Genomic DNA, 17,594 nt, shown 5'->3' with positions numbered 1-17,594 from the left:
TGTGGAGCAGAGAGCGAGGAGCGGACGATGGCCGACCGGGCGACCGAGCCGATGCTCACCGTGGACGAGCTGGCGTCCCGGGCCGGTGTCACCGTCCGCACCGTACGGTTCTACAGCACGCGCGGGCTTTTGCCCCCTCCCGTGATCGGACCCCGTCGGGTGGGCCACTACGGACCGGAGCACCTGTCCCGGCTGGCGCTCATCGAGGAGCTCCGGCACCAGGGCATGACCCTGTCCGCGATCCAGCGCTACCTGGACGCGCTCCCCGACGACCTGAGCGCGCACGATCTGGCGATCCACCGGGCTCTGGTGGCCACCTGGGCCCCGGACGCGGCGCGGGAGTTCTCGCGGGCGGAGCTGGAGAAGCGGGCCGGGCGGAGCCTGTCGGACACCGACCTGGGCAGGCTCGCCGCGATGAACGTGCTCGTGGAGGCGGGCGAGGGGTTCCGGGTGGACGTGGGGCTGTTGCGGCTCGGGGTCGCGCTGCTCGACGTGCCGATCGCGCACGGGACGATCCTCGCGGCCCGCACGGTGCTGATGGAGCACGCGCGGACGGCGGCGCACGAACTGACCGCCCTGTTCCGGGACGAGGTGTGGGGACCGTTCACCGAGGGCGAGAGCGATCCGGAGCGGGTGGAGTCCATGAAGGCGCTGTCGGCGCACATGCAGCCGATGGTGGTGCAGGCCCTGGTGACGGCGTTCCAGCGCTCCCTGAAGGCGGAATTGCGGGCGGCGTTCGCCCCGGAGGGCGGGTAGGTTCGCGGTCATGGCAATCATCCACCGCACCACCCTGAGCCCGACCAAGCTCGAACTCCTCGCCGACTGGCTCCCCTTGAGGCCCTGGTACCGGGGGACCGGGGACGTCTCGCGGCTCGCGCGGGCTGGCGGCTTCCGCCTCGACGACCCCGAGGGCGAGGTGGGCATCGAGTTCATGGTGGTCAGCGACGCCTCCGGGGACGGGCCGGTCGCGTACCTGGTCCCGCTCACCTACCGCGGGGCTCCGCTGGACGGCTCCGGGGAGGGGCTGGTCGGCACGCTCGAACACGGGGTGCTGGGGAAGCGCTGGGTCTACGACGGCGTCCACGACCTGGTCCTGGTCGAGCAGTTGCTGGCGCTGCTGGCGGGCCACGCCACGGCGCAGGCCCAGAGCGAGAGCGACACCCCCGACCCGACCGTCGAGGTCCGCGCCGGGTCGGCGGGCGTACCGGCGCCCCTGGCCGGGCCGGGCAAGGTGACCGACACCGCCGACTCCACCCTCGTCGGGGTGGGCCTGGCCGGCGAACCGGGTCCCCTCTTCGACCTCACCCTGTCCCGGGTGCTGCGCCCCGGCTCCGCCGCCGACGGGGCCCTCGGGCAGGTGCTGGCCGGCTGGACCGCCCTGGACGGCTCCGACGCGCGCGGGGTGTTCGCGTTCCTGAGCGACGCCGGCCGCTGAGCCGGAGGGCGCCCCGGGCCCGCTCGCGCGCGGGCCCGGGGCGGCCGTTCACAGTGCCCGCGCTCAGTCGGCGTACGTCTCGCCCCGTTCGGCCTTCGCCACGAGGGAGGCGGGCGGGGTGAAGCGCTCGCCGTAGGTGGCGGCCAGCTCGCGGGCACGGGCGACGAAGCCCGCCGGGCCGCCCTCGTAGCCGTTGATGTACTGGATCACGCCGCCGGTCCAGGCCGGGAAGCCGATGCCCATGATGGAGCCGATGTTGGCGTCGGCGATCGAGGTGAGCACGCCCTCGTCGAGGCAGCGGACGGTGTCCAGGGCCTCGGCGAAGAGCATCCGCTCCTTCATGTCCTCGAAGGGGATGCTGGCGTCCGGCTTGGCGAAGTGCTCGCGCAGGCCGGGCCAGATGCGGGTCCGCCGGCCCGTCTCGTCGTACTCGTAGAAGCCGCCGCCGCCGCTGCGGCCGGGGCGGCCGAACTCGTCCACCATCCGGTCGATGACGGTGTCGGCGGGGTGCTCGGTCCAGGTGCGGCCCTCGGCCTCGACGGCCTTGCGGGTCTCGTTGCGGATCTTGCGCGGGAGAGTGAGGGTGAGCTCGTCCATCAGCGAGAGCACCTTGGCCGGGTACCCGGCCTGGGCGGCGGCCTGCTCGACGGAGGCGGGCTCCACGCCCTCGCCGACCATGGCCACGCCCTCGTTGATGAACTGGCCGATGACGCGCGAGGTGAAGAAGCCGCGCGAGTCGTTGACCACGATCGGGGTCTTGTTGATCTGGCGGACCAGGTCGAAGGCGCGGGCGATGGCCTCGTCGCCGGTGCGCTCGCCCTTGATGATCTCGACGAGGGGCATCTTGTCGACGGGCGAGAAGAAGTGCAGGCCGATGAAGTCGACGGGACGCTTCACGCCCTCCGCGAGCCCGGAGATCGGCAGGGTGGAGGTGTTGGAGCAGAGCAGCGCGTCGGGCGCGATGACGTCCTGGACCTCCTGGAACACCCGGTGCTTGAGGGCGGTGTCCTCGAAGACGGCCTCGATGACGGCGTCGCAGCCCGCCAGGTCGGCGGCGTCGGCCGTCGGGGTGATCCGGGCCAGCAGCTCGGCGCGCTCGGCCTCGGTGGTGCGGCCCCGGGAGAGCGCCTTGTCGAGGAGCTTCTCGGAGTACGCCTTGCCCTTGGCGGCGGCCTCGGTGGTGACGTCCTTGAGGACCACCTCGATGCCCGCGCGGGCGCAGGAGTAGGCGATGCCGGCGCCCATCATCCCGGCGCCGAGAACGGCGACCTTCCTGACCTGGCGGGGCGCGACGCCCTGCGGGCGGCTACGGCCGGCGTTGACGGCCTGGAGGTCGAAGAAGAACGCCTGGATCATGTTCTTGGCGGTCTGGCCGGTGACCAGCTCGGTGAAGTACCGGGCCTCGATGGTCAGCGCGGTCTCGAAGTCCACCTGAGCGCCCTCGACGGCGCAGGCCAGGATGTTGCGGGGCGCCGGGTACGGGGCCCCGTTCAGCTGCTTCTTGAGGTTGGCCGGGAAGGCCGGGAGGTTGGCGGCGAAGCGCGGGTTGGACGGGGTACCGCCGGGGATCTTGTAGCCGGGTACGTCCCACGGCTGCTTCGACTCGGGGTTGGCGTCGACGAAGGCACGGGCCTTGGCGAGCATCTCCTCGGGAGTGGCGGCCAGCTCGTGCACGAGGCCGTTGTCGAGGGCGCGCTGCGGGGTGTACTGGGTGCCCTGGAGCAGGACCTTGAGCAGCGCGTCGGCGATGCCCATCAGGCGGACGGTACGGGTGACGCCGCCGCCGGCCGGGAGCAGGCCGAGGGTGACCTCGGGCAGGCCGATCTTGGAGCCGGGCGCGTCGAGGGCGATCCGGTGGTGGGAGGCGAGGCAGATCTCGTAACCGCCGCCGAGGGCGGCGCCGTTGATCGCGGCGACCACGGGCACGCCGAGGGTCTCGATGCGGCGCAGCGAGCGCTTGATGGCGGTGCCGGTCTCGAAGGCGAGGCCCGCGTCCTCGGGGCGCAGCCGGATCATGTCCTTGAGGTCGCCGCCCGCGAAGAAGGTCTTCTTCGCGGAGGTGTAGACGATGCCCCGGATGGAGTCCTTCTCGGCCTCGGCGCGGTCGGCGATCGCCGCGATGGAGTCCTTGAAGGCCTGGTTCATGGTGTTGGCGGACTGGTCCGGGTCGTCGAGGACCAGCGTGACGATGCCGGTCTCGTCCTGTTCCCAGCGGATGGTGCGGGTCTCGGTCATGGGGTGGGTCTCTCCGTGGAAGTCTGGTTCGGCGGGGCCGGGCGGAAGGCGCCGGGCCCGGAGGGGGCCGGGAGGGTCCGGCTCGGGCGCACCGCGCGGCGGTCGGGCCCGGTGGCCGGGCCTTCGCCGCGCCGTGCTGCTGGTCGTCCGGTGCGGATCCCGGCGCGCGGGCGGGGCGGGATCCGGGAGGGACTAGAGGCGTTCGACGATGGTGGCGACGCCCATGCCGCCGCCGACGCAGAGGGTGACGAGCCCGTAGCGCTTGTCCTGGCGCTCCAGCTCGTCGACGACGGTGCCGAGGATCATGGCGCCGGTGGCGCCGAGCGGGTGGCCGAGCGCGATGGCGCCGCCGTTGACGTTGACCTTGTCGAGGGACAGGCCCATGTCCTTGACGAAGCGCAGCACGACGCCGGCGAAGGCCTCGTTGATCTCGACCAGGTCGATGTCGTCGATGGTGAGCCCGGCCTTGGCGAGGGCCTTGCGGGTGGCCGGGGCGGGGCCGGTGAGCATGATGGTGGGCTCGGAGCCGGAGACGGCCGCCGAGACGATCCGGGCGCGCGGGCGCAGGCCGTGGCGTTCACCGGCCTCGCGGGATCCGATGGCGACGAGGGAGGCGCCGTCGACGATGCCGGAGGAGTTGCCCGCGTGGTGGACGTGGTCGATCTTCTCCACCCAGTGGTACTTCTGCAGCGCGACGGCGTCGAAGCCGCCGAGGTCGCCGATGTCGGCGAAGGAGGGCTTCAGCTTGGCGAGGGTGTCGGCGGTGGTTCCCGGGCGGACGAACTCGTCGTGGTCCAGGACCACGAGGCCGTTGCGGTCGGTGACCGGCACGACCGACCCGGCGAAGCGGCCGTCCTTGATGGCCGTCGCGGCGCGCTCCTGGGAGAGGGCGGCGTACTCGTCGACGTCCCGGCGGGAGAAGCCCTCGATGGTGGCGATCAGGTCGGCGCCGATGCCCTGCGGGACGAAGTTGACGTCCCAGTTGGTCATCGGGTCGTTGAACCAGGCGCCGCCGTCGGAGGCCATCGGGACCCGGGACATGGACTCCACGCCGCCCGCGAGGACCAGGTCCTCCCAGCCGGAGCGGACCTTGGCGGCGGCCAGGTTGACGGCCTCCAGACCGGAGGCACAGAAGCGGTTCTCCTGGACGCCCGCCACGGTGTCCGGGAGGCCCGCGGCGATGGCCGCGATGCGTGCGATGTCGGAGCCCTGGTCGCCGACGGGGCCGACGACGCCGAGCACGATGTCGTCGATGCCGGCGGGGTCCAGGCCGGGGTTGCGCTCGCGCAGGGCGTGGATGAGGCCGACGACCAGGTCGATCGGCTTGGTGCCGTGCAGGGCGCCGTTGGCCTTGCCGCGGCCGCGCGGCGTGCGGATCGCGTCGTACACGTACGCTTCGGTGCTCACAAGTCAAGCCTTTCTGAGGTCCGGCGTCAGCCGAGGAGGGAGCGGCCGATGATCTCTTTCATGATCTCGGTCGTGCCGCCGTAGATGGTCTGGATGCGGCCGTCGGTGAAGGCACGGGCGACCCGGTATTCGCTCATGTAGCCGTACCCGCCGTGCAGTTGCAGGCAGCGGTCGGCGACGCGCTTTTGGAGTTCCGTGGCCCACCACTTGGCCATCGAGGCGTGGACGTGGTCCAGTTCGCCGTTGGCGTGGTCGGTGATGCAGCGGTCGAGGAAGGCCCGGGTGACCGCGCACTCGGTGGCCATCTCCGCTATCTCGAAGCGGATGTGCTGGAGCTTGGCGAGGGGCCTGCCGAAGGCCTCGCGCTCCTTCACGTACTGCGTGGTGATCTCCACCAGGTGTTCGGCGGCGGCGATCGCGGCCATCGCGATGCCCATGCGTTCCTGCGCGAGGTTGGTCATCAGGTGGACGAAGGCGCCGTTCTGCTCGCCGAGCAGGTTCTCCTTGGGGACGCACACGTCGTGGAAGAAGAGTTCGGCGGTGTCCTGCGCCTTCTGGCCGATCTTGTCGAGGTTGCGGCCGCGCTCGAAGCCCTCCGTGCCCCGCTCGACGACCAGCAGGGACAGGCCGTGGGCGCCGCCCTCGGGGGTGGTCTTGGCGACCACGATCACCAGGTCGGCGAGGATGCCGTTGGAGATGAAGGTCTTGGAGCCGTTGAGCAGCCAGTGGTCGCCCCGGTCCTCGGCGGTGGTGCGGATCCCCTGGAGGTCGCTGCCCGCGCCCGGCTCGGTCATCGCGATCGCGGTGATGGTCTCGCCGGAGCAGAAGCCGGGGAGCCAGCGCCGCTTCTGCTCCTCGGTGGCCAGCGAGGTGAGGTACGGGCCGATGATGTCGTTGTGCAGGCCGATGGCGAGGCCGGGGGCCCCGGCCCGGGTGAACTCCTCGGCGATCACGGCCGCGTAGCGGAAGTCGGGGTTGCCGCCGCCCCCGTACTCCTCGGGCACGGCGAGGCCGAGCAGGCCCTGGCGGCCCGCGGCCCGCCAGGCCTCGCGGCTGACGATGCCGTCCTTCTCCCACTGGTCGTAGTGCGGCAGCACCTCCTTGTTCAGGAAGGTGCGGACGGTCTCGCGGAACGCCTCGTGGTCGGCGTCGAAGATACGGCGTTGCATCGGTCCGGTCCCCCTAGAGCCAGCTCTTGACGGTTTCGATCAGCCGGGCCGGCTCGGGGCCGACGGGCGTGACGTTGAGCATGGTGACGCCCGCCTCCCGGAACGCCTCGACGCGCTCGCGCACGTAGCCCTCGGGCCCGCACAGGGTCATGAGCTCGCAGAACTCGTCGGGGACGGCGGCCGCGGCGTCGCGCTTGCGGCCGGCGAGGTAGAGCTCCTGGATCTTGCGGGCCTCCTCGCCGTACCCGTAGGCGACGGCGAGGTCGTTGTAGAAGTTCTTTCCGGGCGCGCCCATGCCGCCCACGTACAGGGCGATCTGCGGGCGGGCGAGGTCCCGTGCGGCGGCCGCGTCCTCGCCGATGGCCAGCAGGCCGCCGGCGACGGTCTGGAGCGGGCCGAGTTCCGGGGACCTCTTGGCCGTCCCCTCGGCGAGCGGGCCGCCCCACACCCGGGCGGCCTTCTCCGGGATGAAGAGGGTGGGCAGCCAGCCGTCCGCGATCTCGGCGGTCATCCGCACGTTGGCCGGGCCGAGGGAGGCGACGTAGACGGGAACGGCGGAGCGCACCGGCCGGGTGAGGATCTTCAGGGGTTTACCGAGCCCGCTGCCCTTCTCCGGTGGCAGCGGCATGTCGGTGATGCCGTGGTGGTCGATCGTCTCGCGGCGCCAGACGCGCCGGCACAGCTCGACGGTCTCCCGGGTCCGGCCGAGCGGCCTGTCGTACGGCTTCCCGTGCCAGCCCTCGACCACCTGCGGCCCGGAGGCACCGAGGCCGAGCAGGGCCCGGCCGCCGGAGACCGCGTCCAGTCCGGCGGCGGTCTGGGCGATGAGCGCCGGGGTGCGGGAGTACACGTTGAGGATGGCCGAGCCGATCTTCATCCGCTCGGTGCGGGCCGCCAGGTATCCCATGATGGTCGGGGAGTCGAAGCCCCAGGCCTCGGCCACCCACACGGCGTCGAGCCCGGCCGCCTCCAGCGCCGCGGCCTCGTCGGCGGCCTTGCGGGGATCGCCCGCGTAGTCGAGCAGCATGGACAGTTCCATCAGGCGCCCTCGCCCTTCCGTGTTCCGGTTTCCGTTCCGGTTGCGGCTCCGGCTCCCGTTGCGGTTCCGGATTCCGTCGCTGTTCCCGTCAGGCCCGGCACGTCCCAGTCCCGGGCCACCGCCGCGGTGTCGGCGCCCGGCCGGGCGGGGCCCGCGGTGACGGCGGCCGGGGTCGCGGAGAACCGGGGCGCCGGGGCGGGCTGGGTGATCCCGCCGAAGTCGGTGAAGGTGGCGCGGGCGGCGAGGTGCGGGTGGTGCGGCGCCTCGCGCAGGGAGAGCACGGGGGCCACACAGGCGTCGGTGCCCTGGAAGACCTCGGTCCACTCGGCGCGGGTACGGGTCCTGAAGCGGGCGGCGACGGCCTCGCGCAGCGCGCCCCAGCGGGCCGGGTCCTTGCGGGCGTCGGCCCGGTCCCCGATGCCGAGGAGTTCCACGAAGGTGTCGTAGAACTGCTGCTCCAGCGCGCCGACCGCCATGTACCGGCCGTCGGAGGTCTCGTAGGTGCCGTAGAAGGGGCAGCCGCCGTCGAGGAGGTTGGCTCCGCGCCGGTCCTGCCAGCCGCCGGCCGCGACCATCCCGTGGATCATGGCGGTGAGGTGGGCGGTGCCGTCGACGATCGCGGCGTCCACCACCTGGCCCGCGCCCCCGGGGGTGCGGGCGTGCTGGAGGGCGGCGAGGACTCCGATGACGAGGTAGAGGGAGCCGCCCGCGTAGTCGCCGACCAGGTTGGCGGGGACGGCCGGGGGCCCGTCCGGGTCGCCGATCATGCCGAGGGCGCCGGTGACGGCGATGTACGCGATGTCGTGCCCGGCGGTGTGGGCGAGCGGGCCCTCCTGGCCCCATCCGGTCATCCGGCCGTAGACCAGCTTCGGGTTGCGGGCGTGGCAGTCGGCCGGGCCGACACCGAGCCGCTCGGCGACCCCGGGGCGGAAGCCCTCGATCAGTACGTCGGCCCGTTCGACCAGCTCCAGCACCCGGGCGGGGCCTTCGGCGGACTTGAGGTCGAGCACGACGGAGCGCTTGCCCCGGTTGGTGATGTCGTAGGCCGGGTCGATGCCCAGGGCGCCGCCGCCGGGCCGGTCCACGCGCACCACGTCCGCGCCGAGGTCGGCGAGGACCATCGCGGCGAACGGCCCCGGTCCGATGCCGGCCAGCTCGACGACGCGTACTCCCGCGAGCGGGCCTGCTGTCACTGCCATCGAGCCCCCAGCATCCTGGTGTGCGCGTCCGCGGCGCCCGCGCCTACATGTGACACAACTGATGTAACACCAGCGATGCTAGGAACGTGTTCCACGCAGCACAAGAGCAAGCGCTTAGTCGATTTCCCGCGTGGCCGGTTCCGGGCTCCGGGCGTCCAGTTCCCTCGCGTGCCGCTTGAGGGCGACGGTCCGGTAGCTCTCCTCCACCCATTCGCACAGCACCTCGGCCGACGGGGCCCCCTTCTCCCCCAGTGGTACGGACACCCAGCCCGCCCTGCCGAGCCCGTACCCGGTGGGCGCCGCCCCGGGAGCCGTCATCGCGTGCCCGTGCAGGGCCTCGTCCTTCAGCTTCACGGAGAGGCCGGGCGGCTCCGGGCCGTCCGCGTTCCCCAGGAAGACGAAGATCTTCTTGTTGACCTTCACCACGCCGTCCTCGGGCCCCCAGGGATGCTCCTCCACCGCCTCGGGCAGCCCGAGGGCAAACGCGCGCACCTTCTCCCACTTGCGCACCGCAGCCTTCATCGACGTTCCTCCTCACCACCGGTCACACCGGCCCGTCACCCGCTCGCACGGGCGGCCGACCCCCACGCTAGCCTCAGCCACCGATACCAGCTGGGAGGAGCGGTTCATGAACGAGCACGTCCGGCGGAGCCGACCGCAACGGGCCTACGACGTCGTCCTCTTCGGTGCCACCGGCTTCGTCGGGGCGCTGACGGCCGAGTACCTCGCGCGGCACGCCCCGGCCGGTCTGCGGTGGGCGCTGGCCGGCCGCGACCTCGGCAAGCTCGAACGGCTGCGCGAACGGCTGGCCGCCCTCGACCCGGCGTGCGCCCGCCTGCCGCTGCTGCGGGCCGACGCCGCCGACACCGGCGCCCTGCGCGAACTCGCCGCCTCCACCGGGGTGCTGGCCACCACGGTGGGTCCGTACATCTGGTACGGGGCCGAACTGGTCGCGGCCTGCGCCGAGGAGGGCACCGACTACGTGGACCTCACCGGGGAGCCGGAGTTCGTCGACCGGATGTACGTCGCGCACGACGCGCGGGCCCGGGAGACGGGGGCACGCCTGGTGCACGCCTGCGGGTTCGACTCGATCCCGGCGGACCTGGGGGCGTACTTCACGGTGCGCCGGCTGCCCATCGGGGTGCCCCTGCGGGTGGACGGCTTCGTCCGCTCCAACGCGCTCTTCTCCGGAGGTACGCTCGCCTCCGCCCTGACCGCGCTGGGGCGGGGCCCGCAGACCCTGGCCGCCGCGCGTGCCCGCAGACTGCACCAGCCGCGCCTGCCGGACCGCCGGGTACGGGGTCCCGTGGGCGCCCCGCGCTTCAGCCGGGAGACCGGGACCTGGGCCCTGCCGCTGCCCACCCTGGACCCGGCCGTCGTGGCCCGGTCGGCGGCGGCCCTGGAGCGGTACGGGCCGGACTTCCGCTACCGGCACTACGCCTCCGTGCGCCACCTCCCGGTCGCCCTCGGCGGGACGGCGGCCATGGGCGCGACGGTGGCCCTGGCTCAGGTCCCGGCCGCCCGGCGGTGGCTGATGGACCGTTGGGAGCCGGGCAGCGGGCCCGACGCGCAGCGCCGCGCGCGCAGCTGGTTCACGCTCCGGTTCGTCGGCGAGGGCGGCGGGCGGCGGGTCTTCACCGAGGTGTCGGGCGGGGACCCCGGCTACGGGGAGACCGCGAAGATGCTGGCCGAGTCCGCGCTCTGCCTGGCCCAGGACGCCCTGCCGGAGCGGGCCGGCCAGCTCACCACGGCGGTGGCGATGGGAGACGCCCTGCTGGAGCGGCTCCAGAAGGCGGGGATCCGCTTCCGGGTGGCCGACTCGCGCTGACGCGCCACCGTGGCGGGCCGGCCGTCAGGAGGCCTCGCGCAGGGCGCGCCGGCACAGCGAGTCGGCCCGCCGGGTGGTCTCGGGGATCCGGTACGCGGGGCTCAGAGCGAGGGCGTGGGCACAGGCGTTGTCCAGCGAGACCCGGTGGCCCACGGACACGTACACCGGCTTGACCCCGTCCCGGGTGCGCAGCGCCCGCCCGACGACGGCGCCGTCGGGCGCCAGGAGCGGGGAGGAGTCGCCGCGCCGGGCGCCCGGTTCCTCGTAGGAGAAGGTGAACGGGTTCTTGGCCACGCCCATGCTCGGCAGCCCGGTGACCACCCCGAGGTGGCAGGCGAGGCCGAAGCCGCGGGGGTGGGCCAGGCCGTAGCCGTCGCAGACGACGAGGTCCGGGACGACCGTGAGGGCGTCGAGGGCCGCCAGTACGGTCGGCAGTTCGCGGAAGGCCAGCAGCCCGGGTACGTACGGGAAGCTCACGTGCCCGACGGCGGTCGCCTCGCCGACCGGCTCCAGGGTGGCGGCGTCGAGGACGACGGCCGCGGCGGCGACGAGGTCGCGCTCGTCGTCGTAGGCCACGTCCACTCCGGCGACCAGTCCCCGGCCGGGGAGCGGGCCGGGCTCGTCGAGCACGACCCGGTCGCGGAGTTCGTCCTGTATGGCGCGGGCCTCGGCCTCGTCGGCGGGGGTCTTCACAGTCGTCATGGAGTGCGAGAGTAGCCTGGCGATCATGTTCGTCATGGAGCTCACCTACACCGCGCCCGTCGAATCCGTCGAGGAGGAGATGGACGCCCACCTCGCCTGGCTGGACGGGTACTACGCGTCCGGCGTCTTCCTCGCCTCGGGCCGCAAGGTCCCGCGCGAGGGCGGGATCATCCTGGCCGCGGGCGTCTCCCGCGCCGAGGTCGAGAAGATCGCGGCCGAGGACCCCTTCACGGTGGCGGGCGTCTGCGCCTACCGCATCACCGAGTTCATCGCCACGAAGACCTCCTCCGACCTGGCCGCGGTCCGCGAGACCCTGCCCGCCTGAGCCTCCCCGCCCGCCCCACCCGGACCGACCCCGTCGGTACCGGCGGCCCCGCCCGTATCGGCAGTTCCGTCCGTATCGGCAGCCCCGGACCGGGCCCGCGCGCCCCCGCTGTCCGGGGGCCGGCGGCGGGCCGGTCCGGCGTGTGCGCCGACCGGTGCGGGCGGTTCCCGTGCCCGTCCCCGACGGGCGAGCACCTGCCGGCCACCGGGTTCACCGCCGGCCGCTACCCGGGCACGGACCTGTTCATCGGGGACCCGCTCACCGGCCCGGCGCCCTGAGCACCTCCAGCCGGGCCACCCGCCCCTTCTCCCCCGCCGCCCAGCAGCCGCCGTCGGCCGTGCAGTCGACGGTGTCGTAGGAGCCCGCGTCCAGGGTCCGCCAGGTGCGGCCCGCGTCCGTGGTGACGTCCGTGCCCGTCGGGCCCACCGCCAACGCGGTCGAGCGACCGTACGGGATCCAGGCCGCGCCCGAGCGGTAGGCGGGCGGCGGGGTGGCCGCCCGGCTCCAGCCCCGGCCCGCGTCGGCGGTGCGGGCGGCGGCCTGCGGCGAGGCCTGGCCGGCGCGGTAGTCGCCGCCGACCGCGAGGCCCGTCGTACGGTCGCGGAAGGCCAGGGCGAAGACCCCGCGGGCCGGGTCGCCGGCCGGGACGGTGGAGTCGGCGGCCCGCCAGGTCAGCCCCCGGTCCGAGGAGTGCAGCACCCGGGCGACCGGGCCGCCTCCGGTGGCCAGCCAGACGTCGCGCGGCCCGGAGGCCACCAGGCACTGCCCGCTCGCCGCGAAGGCCGCCTCGCCCGGCAGGGCCGCCGGCATTCCCGCATCCGGCAGCACCCGCCAGCTGCGGCCGCCGTCGTCCGTGGCCAGGATGCGGAACTTCCCGTCCACCGGGTCGCTCATCGCCAGTCCGTGCCGGGCGTCGAGGAAGGTGAGGCAGTCGTAGAAGGCCCGCGGATCGGGGTTGCGGAAGGTCTCGGTCCAGGTGGCGCCGCCGTCCTCGGTGCGCAGCACCCGCGAAGCCTCGCCCTCGCCGATGGACAGGGCGACCGCCCGCCGCGCGTCGAAGGCCTCGATGTCGCGCAGCTCCAGTCCCTCGGCGACCGCCCCCGGCGGTGACACGTCCTGCCAGCTGCGTCCGCCGTCGCCGGTGCGCAGCACGGTCCCCTTGGTGCCGGCCACCCAGGCCGTGCTGCGGCTGACGGCCGCGAGCCCGCGGAACCGGGCCTCCTTGCCGGTCGTCTTCAGCACCCAGCCGGCGCCCCGTAATCCCGCACCGGGGGTGTCTCCCGCTCCGGCGTCCGCCTGCGCCGGCGCGACGGCCAGCCCCACCAGCAGGGCTGCCGCGCACATGCCAACTCCCAGAAGTCTCATGGCGCGGGAAGCTAACGCACCCCACATCCGCCGTCCAGGGTGCGTCGGGAGCCGCGCGTTCCTACTGTGGGGCCATGCCCTCCAAAGGACCGAAGGCCTACGAAGGCAAGAGCGTCACCGTCACCTACGACTCCGGGCGGTGCCTGCACGCGGCGGAGTGCGTCCGCGGCCTGCCCGAGGTGTTCGACACCGGGCGGCGCCCGTGGATCGATCCCGACGGGTCCGGGCCGGAGCGGGTCGCCGAGGTGGTCCGGCGCTGCCCGTCGGGCGCGCTCCAGTACCTGCTGTCCGGGGGCCCGGCGGAGGAGGGGGACCGGCCGACAAGCGTCGCGCGGTCCCCCGTCGGCCAGTTGGTGCTGCGGGGGGAACTCAGCGTGACCACCCCGGACGGTCGTGCGCACCAGGAGACCCGGGTGGTCCTTTGCGCCTGTGGAGTGAGCGGTAACCAGCCTTATTGCGATCACTCCGGGGCCTGCGGCGCCGACTGACGACCCTGCGTCCGGGCTGATACCGCCCTCGCCCTGTGTGATCACACAGGGGAGATCAGGCCAATCGGTGACACAGCTCACGTCATCCGCCGTGCACGGATTTGCCGATTCCGGCGTCTATCCGGTTGCCGGGTCCCACCCCCACAGCCCGGCCGCAGATCCGCCGCAAGGGAGTGAGCCTTGATCACTGTCATCGAGCAGGCCGTGCAGGCCCGTCTGGTCGCCACCGCGCCGAAGGTCGAGACCGTGCCCGTCACCCTCTGCTACGACCGTGCGGATCCCTTCGCCGTCCGCATGGCCTTCCCCGCGCCGGCCACGCTGGAGGGCGTCGAGGTCTCGTGGACCTTCGCCCGCGAGCTGCTGACCTCCGGCCTCCAGCACCCGGCCGGCTGCGGCGACGTGCGGGTGCGGCCGTACGACGGGGACCGGACGACGGTGGAGTTCCACGCGCCGGAGGGCGTCGCGATCGTGCTGATGCTGACGGCCGAACTCCAGCGGTTCCTGGAACGGGCCTCCGCCGTGGTGCCACCGGGGCTGGAGCACATGTACCTCGACATGGACCAGAGCCTGGACGAGCTGATGCGGGGCTCCTGCTGACCCTCCCCCGTCCGTTCGACCCCGGGCCGTTGCCCGTGGACCGCGCCCGCCCGGCGCGGTCCACGGGGAGCGGCCCCAATTCGTTTGCGTGCGCCGGCGACGGTCCGTACCGTCGTGAACGCCCCATCCCCGCCGAAACGGAGTAGGACGTTGCTCTTCTGAGGTCCGAGACACCGACCGCCACCACATCCCTGTGACCGACACGTCGGCTGTCTCCCCGCGTTGCACTCACCACTCACGCAACCTGGAGGCCTCCATGAGTCACCCCTCTGCCTTTCTCTCCTGCTCCGCCCTGTCCTTCGACTGGCCCGACGGAACCCCCGTCTTCGACGGGTTCCAGCTGACCGTCGGCCCCGGCCGCACCGGCCTGATCGGGCTCAACGGGTGCGGGAAGTCCACCCTGTTGAAGCTCGCCGCCGGCGAACTGACCCCGTCCGCCGGACGGATCTCCGTCGCCGGGACCCTCGGCCACCTCCCCCAGGACGCCACCCTCGACACCACCCTGCGCGTGGACGAGGCGCTCGGCATCCGCGCCACCCGCACCGCCCTCCACGCCATCGAGGCGGGCGAGGCCACCGAGGCGAACTTCGCCGCCGTGGGCGACGACTGGGACGTGGAGGAGCGGGCCCTGGCCACGCTCGACCAGCTCGGGCTCGCCAGGATCGGCCTGGACCGCACCGTCGGCGAACTGTCGGGCGGCGAGTGCGTCCTGCTGCGGCTCGCGGCGCTGCTGCTCGCCCGCCCGGACGTGCTGCTGCTCGACGAACCGACCAACAATCTGGACCTGAGGGCCCGGCAGCACCTTTACGCGGCCGTCGAGTCCTGGTCCGGGGTGATGGTCCTGGTCAGCCACGACCGGGAGCTGCTGGAACGGGTCGACCAGATCGCCGATCTGCACGACGGCGAAGTCCACTGGTACGGAGGCAACTTCAGCGCCTACGAGCGGATGCTCGCCACGGAACAGGAGGCGGCCGAGCGGACGGTCCGGGCCGCCGAGGCCGACGTACAGCGCCAGAAGCGCGAACTGTCCGACGCCCACCTCACATTGGCGCGGCGCAAGCGGTACGGCCAGAAGATGTACGACACCAAGCGCGAGCCGAAGATCGTCATGGGTGCCCGCAAACGCGCCGCCCAGGAATCGGCCGGCAAGCACCGGATCCTGCACACCGAGCGGCTGGCGGACGCCCGCGAGCGGCTGGACCAGGCGGCGGAGGCGGTCCGCGACGACGCCGAGATCCGCATCGAACTGCCCGCCACCGGGGTGCCGCCGGGCCGTCGGGTCCTCACCCTGAGCGATCTGCAGCTCGCCCACGGGGCCTCGGCCCCGGGCGAGTGGGAGGTGCGCGGCCCGGAGCGGATCGCCCTGGTCGGCGGCAACGGCTCGGGCAAGACCACCCTGCTGCGGACCGTCGCGGGGCTGCTGCCCCCGGTGTCCGGCGAGGCGGTCACGCACGTACCGGCGCGCTTCCTGCCGCAGCGGCTCGACGTCCTGGACGACGAGTGCTCGGTCGTGCAGAACGTGGCGCGGTTCGCGCCGCAGGCCACGGACAACCAGATCCGGGCGCGGCTGGCGCACTTCCTGTTCCGGGGCGCCCGGGCGGACCGGGCGGCCGGCACCCTCTCGGGCGGCGAACGCTTCCGGGCGACGCTGGCGGCGCTGCTGCTGGCGGAGCCGGCGCCCCGGCTGCTGATGCTGGACGAGCCGACGAACAACCTCGACCTGGCGAGCGTCCGGCAGCTCGCCGGCGCCCTGGAGGCGTACGAGGGCGCCCTGGTGGTGGCGAGCCACGACGTGCCGTTCCTGGAGTCCATCGGCATCACGCGGTGGCTGCTGCTCGACGGCACACTGCGCCCCACCTGCGCCGAGGAGGTCAGGGAGTCACGGTGGCACGCGTGAGCGCCGACCGGGGCACCGGGCGGGCCACCGGCCCCGGACCTTGAACCCGCCGAGCGGCGGCGCGGCAGGCACGGATCCCCGCCCACAGACCCCGGGGCCTGTGGGGCCGGGCCTCACGGCGCTCGCCGCGCAGATACGTTGCGCGACCTTGCCGCGGGGGCGGCGTCGGAGATTCCGTTCGCGGTCGGCGGCTTCCCGGGAGCCGGTCCTTCCCCCGCGTGCGCCGTCGCGGCGATCGGCCGGCCGGACACCGCACGCCCGACGCCGCTCGATTCGCACATGAAGCCGTCACGCCACCACGGCCCGGCGGAGCGCCCGAGCACGCCGGCCCCGCCCGCCACCGGCTCGCGCGACGCCGTCCGCGCCGTCGCCCGGGACCGTCGGACGCCCGTCCCGGCCGGCCGACGGGGAGCCGCGACGGGCACGCGCACGACCACCACCGCGGCCGGCCCGGCGCGGGCCGGGGCCCTCCGCGGCGGGGCCGCGAACCGTTTCCGCTCCGGCCGGGACGACGACGGTGCGGCCCACATCGAAACCACGGGCTCCGAGAACCGCGTCACCGGTCCGCCCGAAGTGCTCCGCACACCACTCCCGACCGTCAAAGCGGAAGCCGTCGATCACCTTCTGGCGTGAATCTCACCTTTCTGAAGCCCCGGAACGCCCTCACAAACTGCATAAATAACCAGACGTAACCGGACATATCGACGCCTGGGGCTTGGCTGGCCTTGATGTCGCGCTTAACCTACGACTCCGTAGGCTACGGAACCGTAGGTAATTCGCTTTGTCCCCAGGAGCACCCGTGACGATCACCTCTCCCCACCTCGGCAGCTCGGAGGCGTGGACCGACGCCAAGCTGCTGTACGCGCTGGAAGAGGTGGTCGAGAAGGAACTCAACCGCCACCTGAAGGTCACCAAGGACTGGATGCCCCACGAGTACGTCCCGTGGAGCGACGGCCGGAACTTCCCCGCCCTCTTCGAGGACGGCGAGGCCTGGGACCCCCAGCAGTCCAAGGTCACCGACATCGGCAAGATCGCGCTGGTCGTCAACCTGCTGACCGAGGACAACCTCCCCAGCTACCACCACGAGATCGCGAGCCTTTTCGGCCGCAACGGCGCATGGGGCACCTGGGTGCACCGCTGGACCGCCGAGGAGGGCCGCCACGGCATCGTGATGCGCGACTACCTGCTGGCCTCGCGCGCCGTGGACCCGGACAAGCTGGAAGCGTTCCGGATGCAGCACATGTCGGAGGGCTTCGAGTCCGACAACGCCCACTCGATGCTGCACTCGGTGGCCTACGTCGCCTTCCAGGAGCTCGCGACGCGCATCTCGCACCGCAACACCGGCCACCAGTCCGGTGACCCGGTCTGCGACCGGATGCTGGCGCGCATCGCGCAGGACGAGAACCTGCACATGATCTTCTACCGCAACCTGCTGGGCGCCGCCTTCGAGATCGCCCCGGACCTGACGATGCAGGCCGTGCGGGACGTGGTCGTCAACTTCCGGATGCCCGGACACGGCATGCCCGGCTTCGAGCGGATGGCCGCACAGATGGCGATCGGCGGGGTCTACAACCTGCGGATCCACCACGACGACGTGCTGAGCCCCGTGATCCGCTTCCTCAAGATCATGGACATCGACGGGCTGGGCCCCGACGGCCAGAAGGCCCAGGAGGAGCTCGGGCTCTTCATGAACGGGCTGGACTCCGAGGCCCGCAAGTTCGACGAGCGCCTGGCCGCCCGCGCCGCGCGCCTGGCCGCCCGCAAGGGCTGACCGAAACCGACGACCGGCCCGCGCGAGGGGTCCGGTCGGTCCGTCCGTCCGGACGCGGGGGCGGCCGGGGCGGGGGGGGGGGGGGGGGGGGGGGGGGGGGGGGGGGGGGGGGGGGGGGGGGGGGGGGGGGGGGGGGG

At 73.2% G+C, this 17,594-nt stretch carries 17 protein-coding genes; 9 read left to right on the top strand and 8 right to left on the bottom strand.

Annotated elements, in window-relative coordinates; genetic code table 11:
* The first annotated feature begins 27 nt into the window (after positions 1–27).
* Together ACEPPI_RS31890 and ACEPPI_RS31885 are read left to right on the top strand one after the other, a co-directional pair.
* A complete protein-coding gene (locus tag ACEPPI_RS31890) occupies positions 28–756 on the top strand; it encodes a MerR family transcriptional regulator (RefSeq protein WP_373918735.1) in 729 nt (242 codons plus the stop codon).
* Positions 757–766: 10 nt separating this feature from the next.
* Positions 767–1,435 (top strand): 1,4-alpha-glucan branching protein, encoded by a 669-nt coding sequence (locus tag ACEPPI_RS31885; protein ID WP_373918734.1) that lies wholly within the window; start codon positions 767–769, stop codon positions 1,433–1,435.
* Between the two features lie 63 nt (positions 1,436–1,498).
* Here the strand turns inward: ACEPPI_RS31885 and ACEPPI_RS31880 are convergent, their stop codons facing one another.
* From ACEPPI_RS31880 to ACEPPI_RS31855, 6 genes are all read right to left on the bottom strand, one after another.
* Positions 1,499–3,670, bottom strand: a complete 2,172-nt coding sequence (locus ACEPPI_RS31880; protein WP_373918733.1) for a 3-hydroxyacyl-CoA dehydrogenase NAD-binding domain-containing protein — start codon at positions 3,668–3,670, stop codon at positions 1,499–1,501.
* 192 nt (positions 3,671–3,862) lie between these two features.
* Positions 3,863–5,077, bottom strand: a complete 1,215-nt coding sequence (locus ACEPPI_RS31875; RefSeq protein WP_030224794.1) for an acetyl-CoA C-acetyltransferase — start codon at positions 5,075–5,077, stop codon at positions 3,863–3,865.
* Positions 5,078–5,103: 26 nt separating this feature from the next.
* Positions 5,104–6,246, bottom strand: coding sequence for an acyl-CoA dehydrogenase family protein (locus ACEPPI_RS31870; protein ID WP_373918732.1), 1,143 nt, complete (start codon positions 6,244–6,246; stop codon positions 5,104–5,106).
* Positions 6,247–6,259: 13 nt separating this feature from the next.
* The gene (locus ACEPPI_RS31865) at positions 6,260–7,285 is read right to left on the bottom strand and encodes an LLM class F420-dependent oxidoreductase (protein WP_373918731.1); all 1,026 of its coding nucleotides are present in this window, start codon (positions 7,283–7,285) and stop codon (positions 6,260–6,262) included.
* Positions 7,285–8,484 carry a CaiB/BaiF CoA transferase family protein gene (locus ACEPPI_RS31860; protein ID WP_373918730.1) on the bottom strand — a complete coding sequence of 400 codons (1,200 nt, stop codon included), beginning with the start codon at positions 8,482–8,484 and terminating at the stop codon, positions 7,285–7,287. Before ACEPPI_RS31860 ends, ACEPPI_RS31865 begins: the two co-directional genes overlap by 1 nt.
* Before the next feature lie 114 nt (positions 8,485–8,598).
* Positions 8,599–9,006 carry an MmcQ/YjbR family DNA-binding protein gene (locus ACEPPI_RS31855; protein ID WP_373918728.1) on the bottom strand — a complete coding sequence of 136 codons (408 nt, stop codon included), beginning with the start codon at positions 9,004–9,006 and terminating at the stop codon, positions 8,599–8,601.
* A gap of 106 nt (positions 9,007–9,112) precedes the next feature.
* Between ACEPPI_RS31855 and ACEPPI_RS31850 the strand changes: the two genes are divergently transcribed.
* The gene (locus ACEPPI_RS31850; protein WP_373918727.1) at positions 9,113–10,312 is read left to right on the top strand and encodes a trans-acting enoyl reductase family protein; all 1,200 of its coding nucleotides are present in this window, start codon (positions 9,113–9,115) and stop codon (positions 10,310–10,312) included.
* Between the two features lie 24 nt (positions 10,313–10,336).
* On the opposite strand, the gene ACEPPI_RS31845 is transcribed toward ACEPPI_RS31850, so the two are convergent.
* A complete protein-coding gene (locus tag ACEPPI_RS31845; RefSeq protein ID WP_373918726.1) occupies positions 10,337–11,014 on the bottom strand; it encodes an endonuclease V in 678 nt (225 codons plus the stop codon).
* A 25-nt stretch (positions 11,015–11,039) separates the two neighbouring features.
* On the opposite strand from ACEPPI_RS31845, the gene ACEPPI_RS31840 reads away from it, so the two are divergent.
* Complete coding sequence (locus tag ACEPPI_RS31840; protein WP_373918725.1) at positions 11,040–11,339, top strand: YciI family protein; 300 nt, start codon at positions 11,040–11,042, stop codon at positions 11,337–11,339.
* A gap of 258 nt (positions 11,340–11,597) precedes the next feature.
* On the opposite strand, the gene ACEPPI_RS31835 is transcribed toward ACEPPI_RS31840, so the two are convergent.
* A complete protein-coding gene (locus ACEPPI_RS31835; RefSeq protein WP_373918724.1) occupies positions 11,598–12,683 on the bottom strand; it encodes a WD40/YVTN/BNR-like repeat-containing protein in 1,086 nt (361 codons plus the stop codon).
* 95 nt (positions 12,684–12,778) lie between these two features.
* On the opposite strand from ACEPPI_RS31835, the gene ACEPPI_RS31830 reads away from it, so the two are divergent.
* The 5 genes from ACEPPI_RS31830 to ACEPPI_RS31810 all read left to right on the top strand — a co-directional run bounded on the left by ACEPPI_RS31830 (position 12,779) and on the right by ACEPPI_RS31810 (position 17,457).
* Positions 12,779–13,192, top strand: coding sequence for a (4Fe-4S)-binding protein (locus ACEPPI_RS31830; protein ID WP_373918723.1), 414 nt, complete (start codon positions 12,779–12,781; stop codon positions 13,190–13,192).
* Between the two features lie 180 nt (positions 13,193–13,372).
* A complete protein-coding gene (locus tag ACEPPI_RS31825; protein WP_266843793.1) occupies positions 13,373–13,789 on the top strand; it encodes an SsgA family sporulation/cell division regulator in 417 nt (138 codons plus the stop codon).
* A gap of 256 nt (positions 13,790–14,045) precedes the next feature.
* Positions 14,046–15,686: an ABC-F family ATP-binding cassette domain-containing protein gene (locus tag ACEPPI_RS31820; protein ID WP_373918722.1), complete on the top strand. Its 1,641-nt coding sequence runs from the start codon at positions 14,046–14,048 to the stop codon at positions 15,684–15,686.
* Positions 15,687–15,965: 279 nt separating this feature from the next.
* Complete coding sequence (locus tag ACEPPI_RS31815) at positions 15,966–16,319, top strand: hypothetical protein (protein WP_373918721.1); 354 nt, start codon at positions 15,966–15,968, stop codon at positions 16,317–16,319.
* Between the two features lie 166 nt (positions 16,320–16,485).
* Positions 16,486–17,457, top strand: a complete 972-nt coding sequence (locus ACEPPI_RS31810; RefSeq protein ID WP_373918720.1) for an acyl-ACP desaturase — start codon at positions 16,486–16,488, stop codon at positions 17,455–17,457.
* Positions 17,458–17,594: the final 137 nt, after the last annotated feature.

It is taken from the genome of Streptomyces sp. AB3(2024) (assembly GCF_041862025.1).
In the GTDB taxonomy this organism is placed as follows: Bacteria; Actinomycetota; Actinomycetes; order Streptomycetales; family Streptomycetaceae; genus Streptomyces.
This window is presented reverse-complemented; position numbering and strand designations above follow the sequence as displayed.

Excerpts from the sequence above, each read along its gene's own strand:
- ACEPPI_RS31890 (WP_373918735.1), top strand. The coding sequence starts at position 28 with ATGGCCGACCGGGCGACCGAGCCGATGCTCACCGTGGACGAGCTGGCG.
- ACEPPI_RS31850 (WP_373918727.1), top strand. The coding sequence starts at position 9,113 with ATGAACGAGCACGTCCGGCGGAGCCGACCGCAACGGGCCTACGACGTC.
- ACEPPI_RS31840 (WP_373918725.1), top strand. The coding sequence starts at position 11,040 with ATGTTCGTCATGGAGCTCACCTACACCGCGCCCGTCGAATCCGTCGAG.
- ACEPPI_RS31845 (WP_373918726.1), bottom strand. The coding sequence starts at position 11,014 with ATGACGACTGTGAAGACCCCCGCCGACGAGGCCGAGGCCCGCGCCATA.
- ACEPPI_RS31835 (WP_373918724.1), bottom strand. The coding sequence starts at position 12,683 with ATGTGCGCGGCAGCCCTGCTGGTGGGGCTGGCCGTCGCGCCGGCGCAG.
- ACEPPI_RS31870 (WP_373918732.1), bottom strand. The coding sequence starts at position 6,246 with ATGCAACGCCGTATCTTCGACGCCGACCACGAGGCGTTCCGCGAGACC.
- ACEPPI_RS31830 (WP_373918723.1), top strand. The coding sequence starts at position 12,779 with ATGCCCTCCAAAGGACCGAAGGCCTACGAAGGCAAGAGCGTCACCGTC.
- ACEPPI_RS31880 (WP_373918733.1), bottom strand. The coding sequence starts at position 3,670 with ATGACCGAGACCCGCACCATCCGCTGGGAACAGGACGAGACCGGCATC.
- ACEPPI_RS31865 (WP_373918731.1), bottom strand. The coding sequence starts at position 7,285 with ATGGAACTGTCCATGCTGCTCGACTACGCGGGCGATCCCCGCAAGGCC.
- ACEPPI_RS31820 (WP_373918722.1), top strand. The coding sequence starts at position 14,046 with ATGAGTCACCCCTCTGCCTTTCTCTCCTGCTCCGCCCTGTCCTTCGAC.
- ACEPPI_RS31815 (WP_373918721.1), top strand. The coding sequence starts at position 15,966 with ATGAAGCCGTCACGCCACCACGGCCCGGCGGAGCGCCCGAGCACGCCG.
- ACEPPI_RS31860 (WP_373918730.1), bottom strand. The coding sequence starts at position 8,484 with ATGGCAGTGACAGCAGGCCCGCTCGCGGGAGTACGCGTCGTCGAGCTG.
- ACEPPI_RS31855 (WP_373918728.1), bottom strand. The coding sequence starts at position 9,006 with ATGAAGGCTGCGGTGCGCAAGTGGGAGAAGGTGCGCGCGTTTGCCCTC.
- ACEPPI_RS31885 (WP_373918734.1), top strand. The coding sequence starts at position 767 with ATGGCAATCATCCACCGCACCACCCTGAGCCCGACCAAGCTCGAACTC.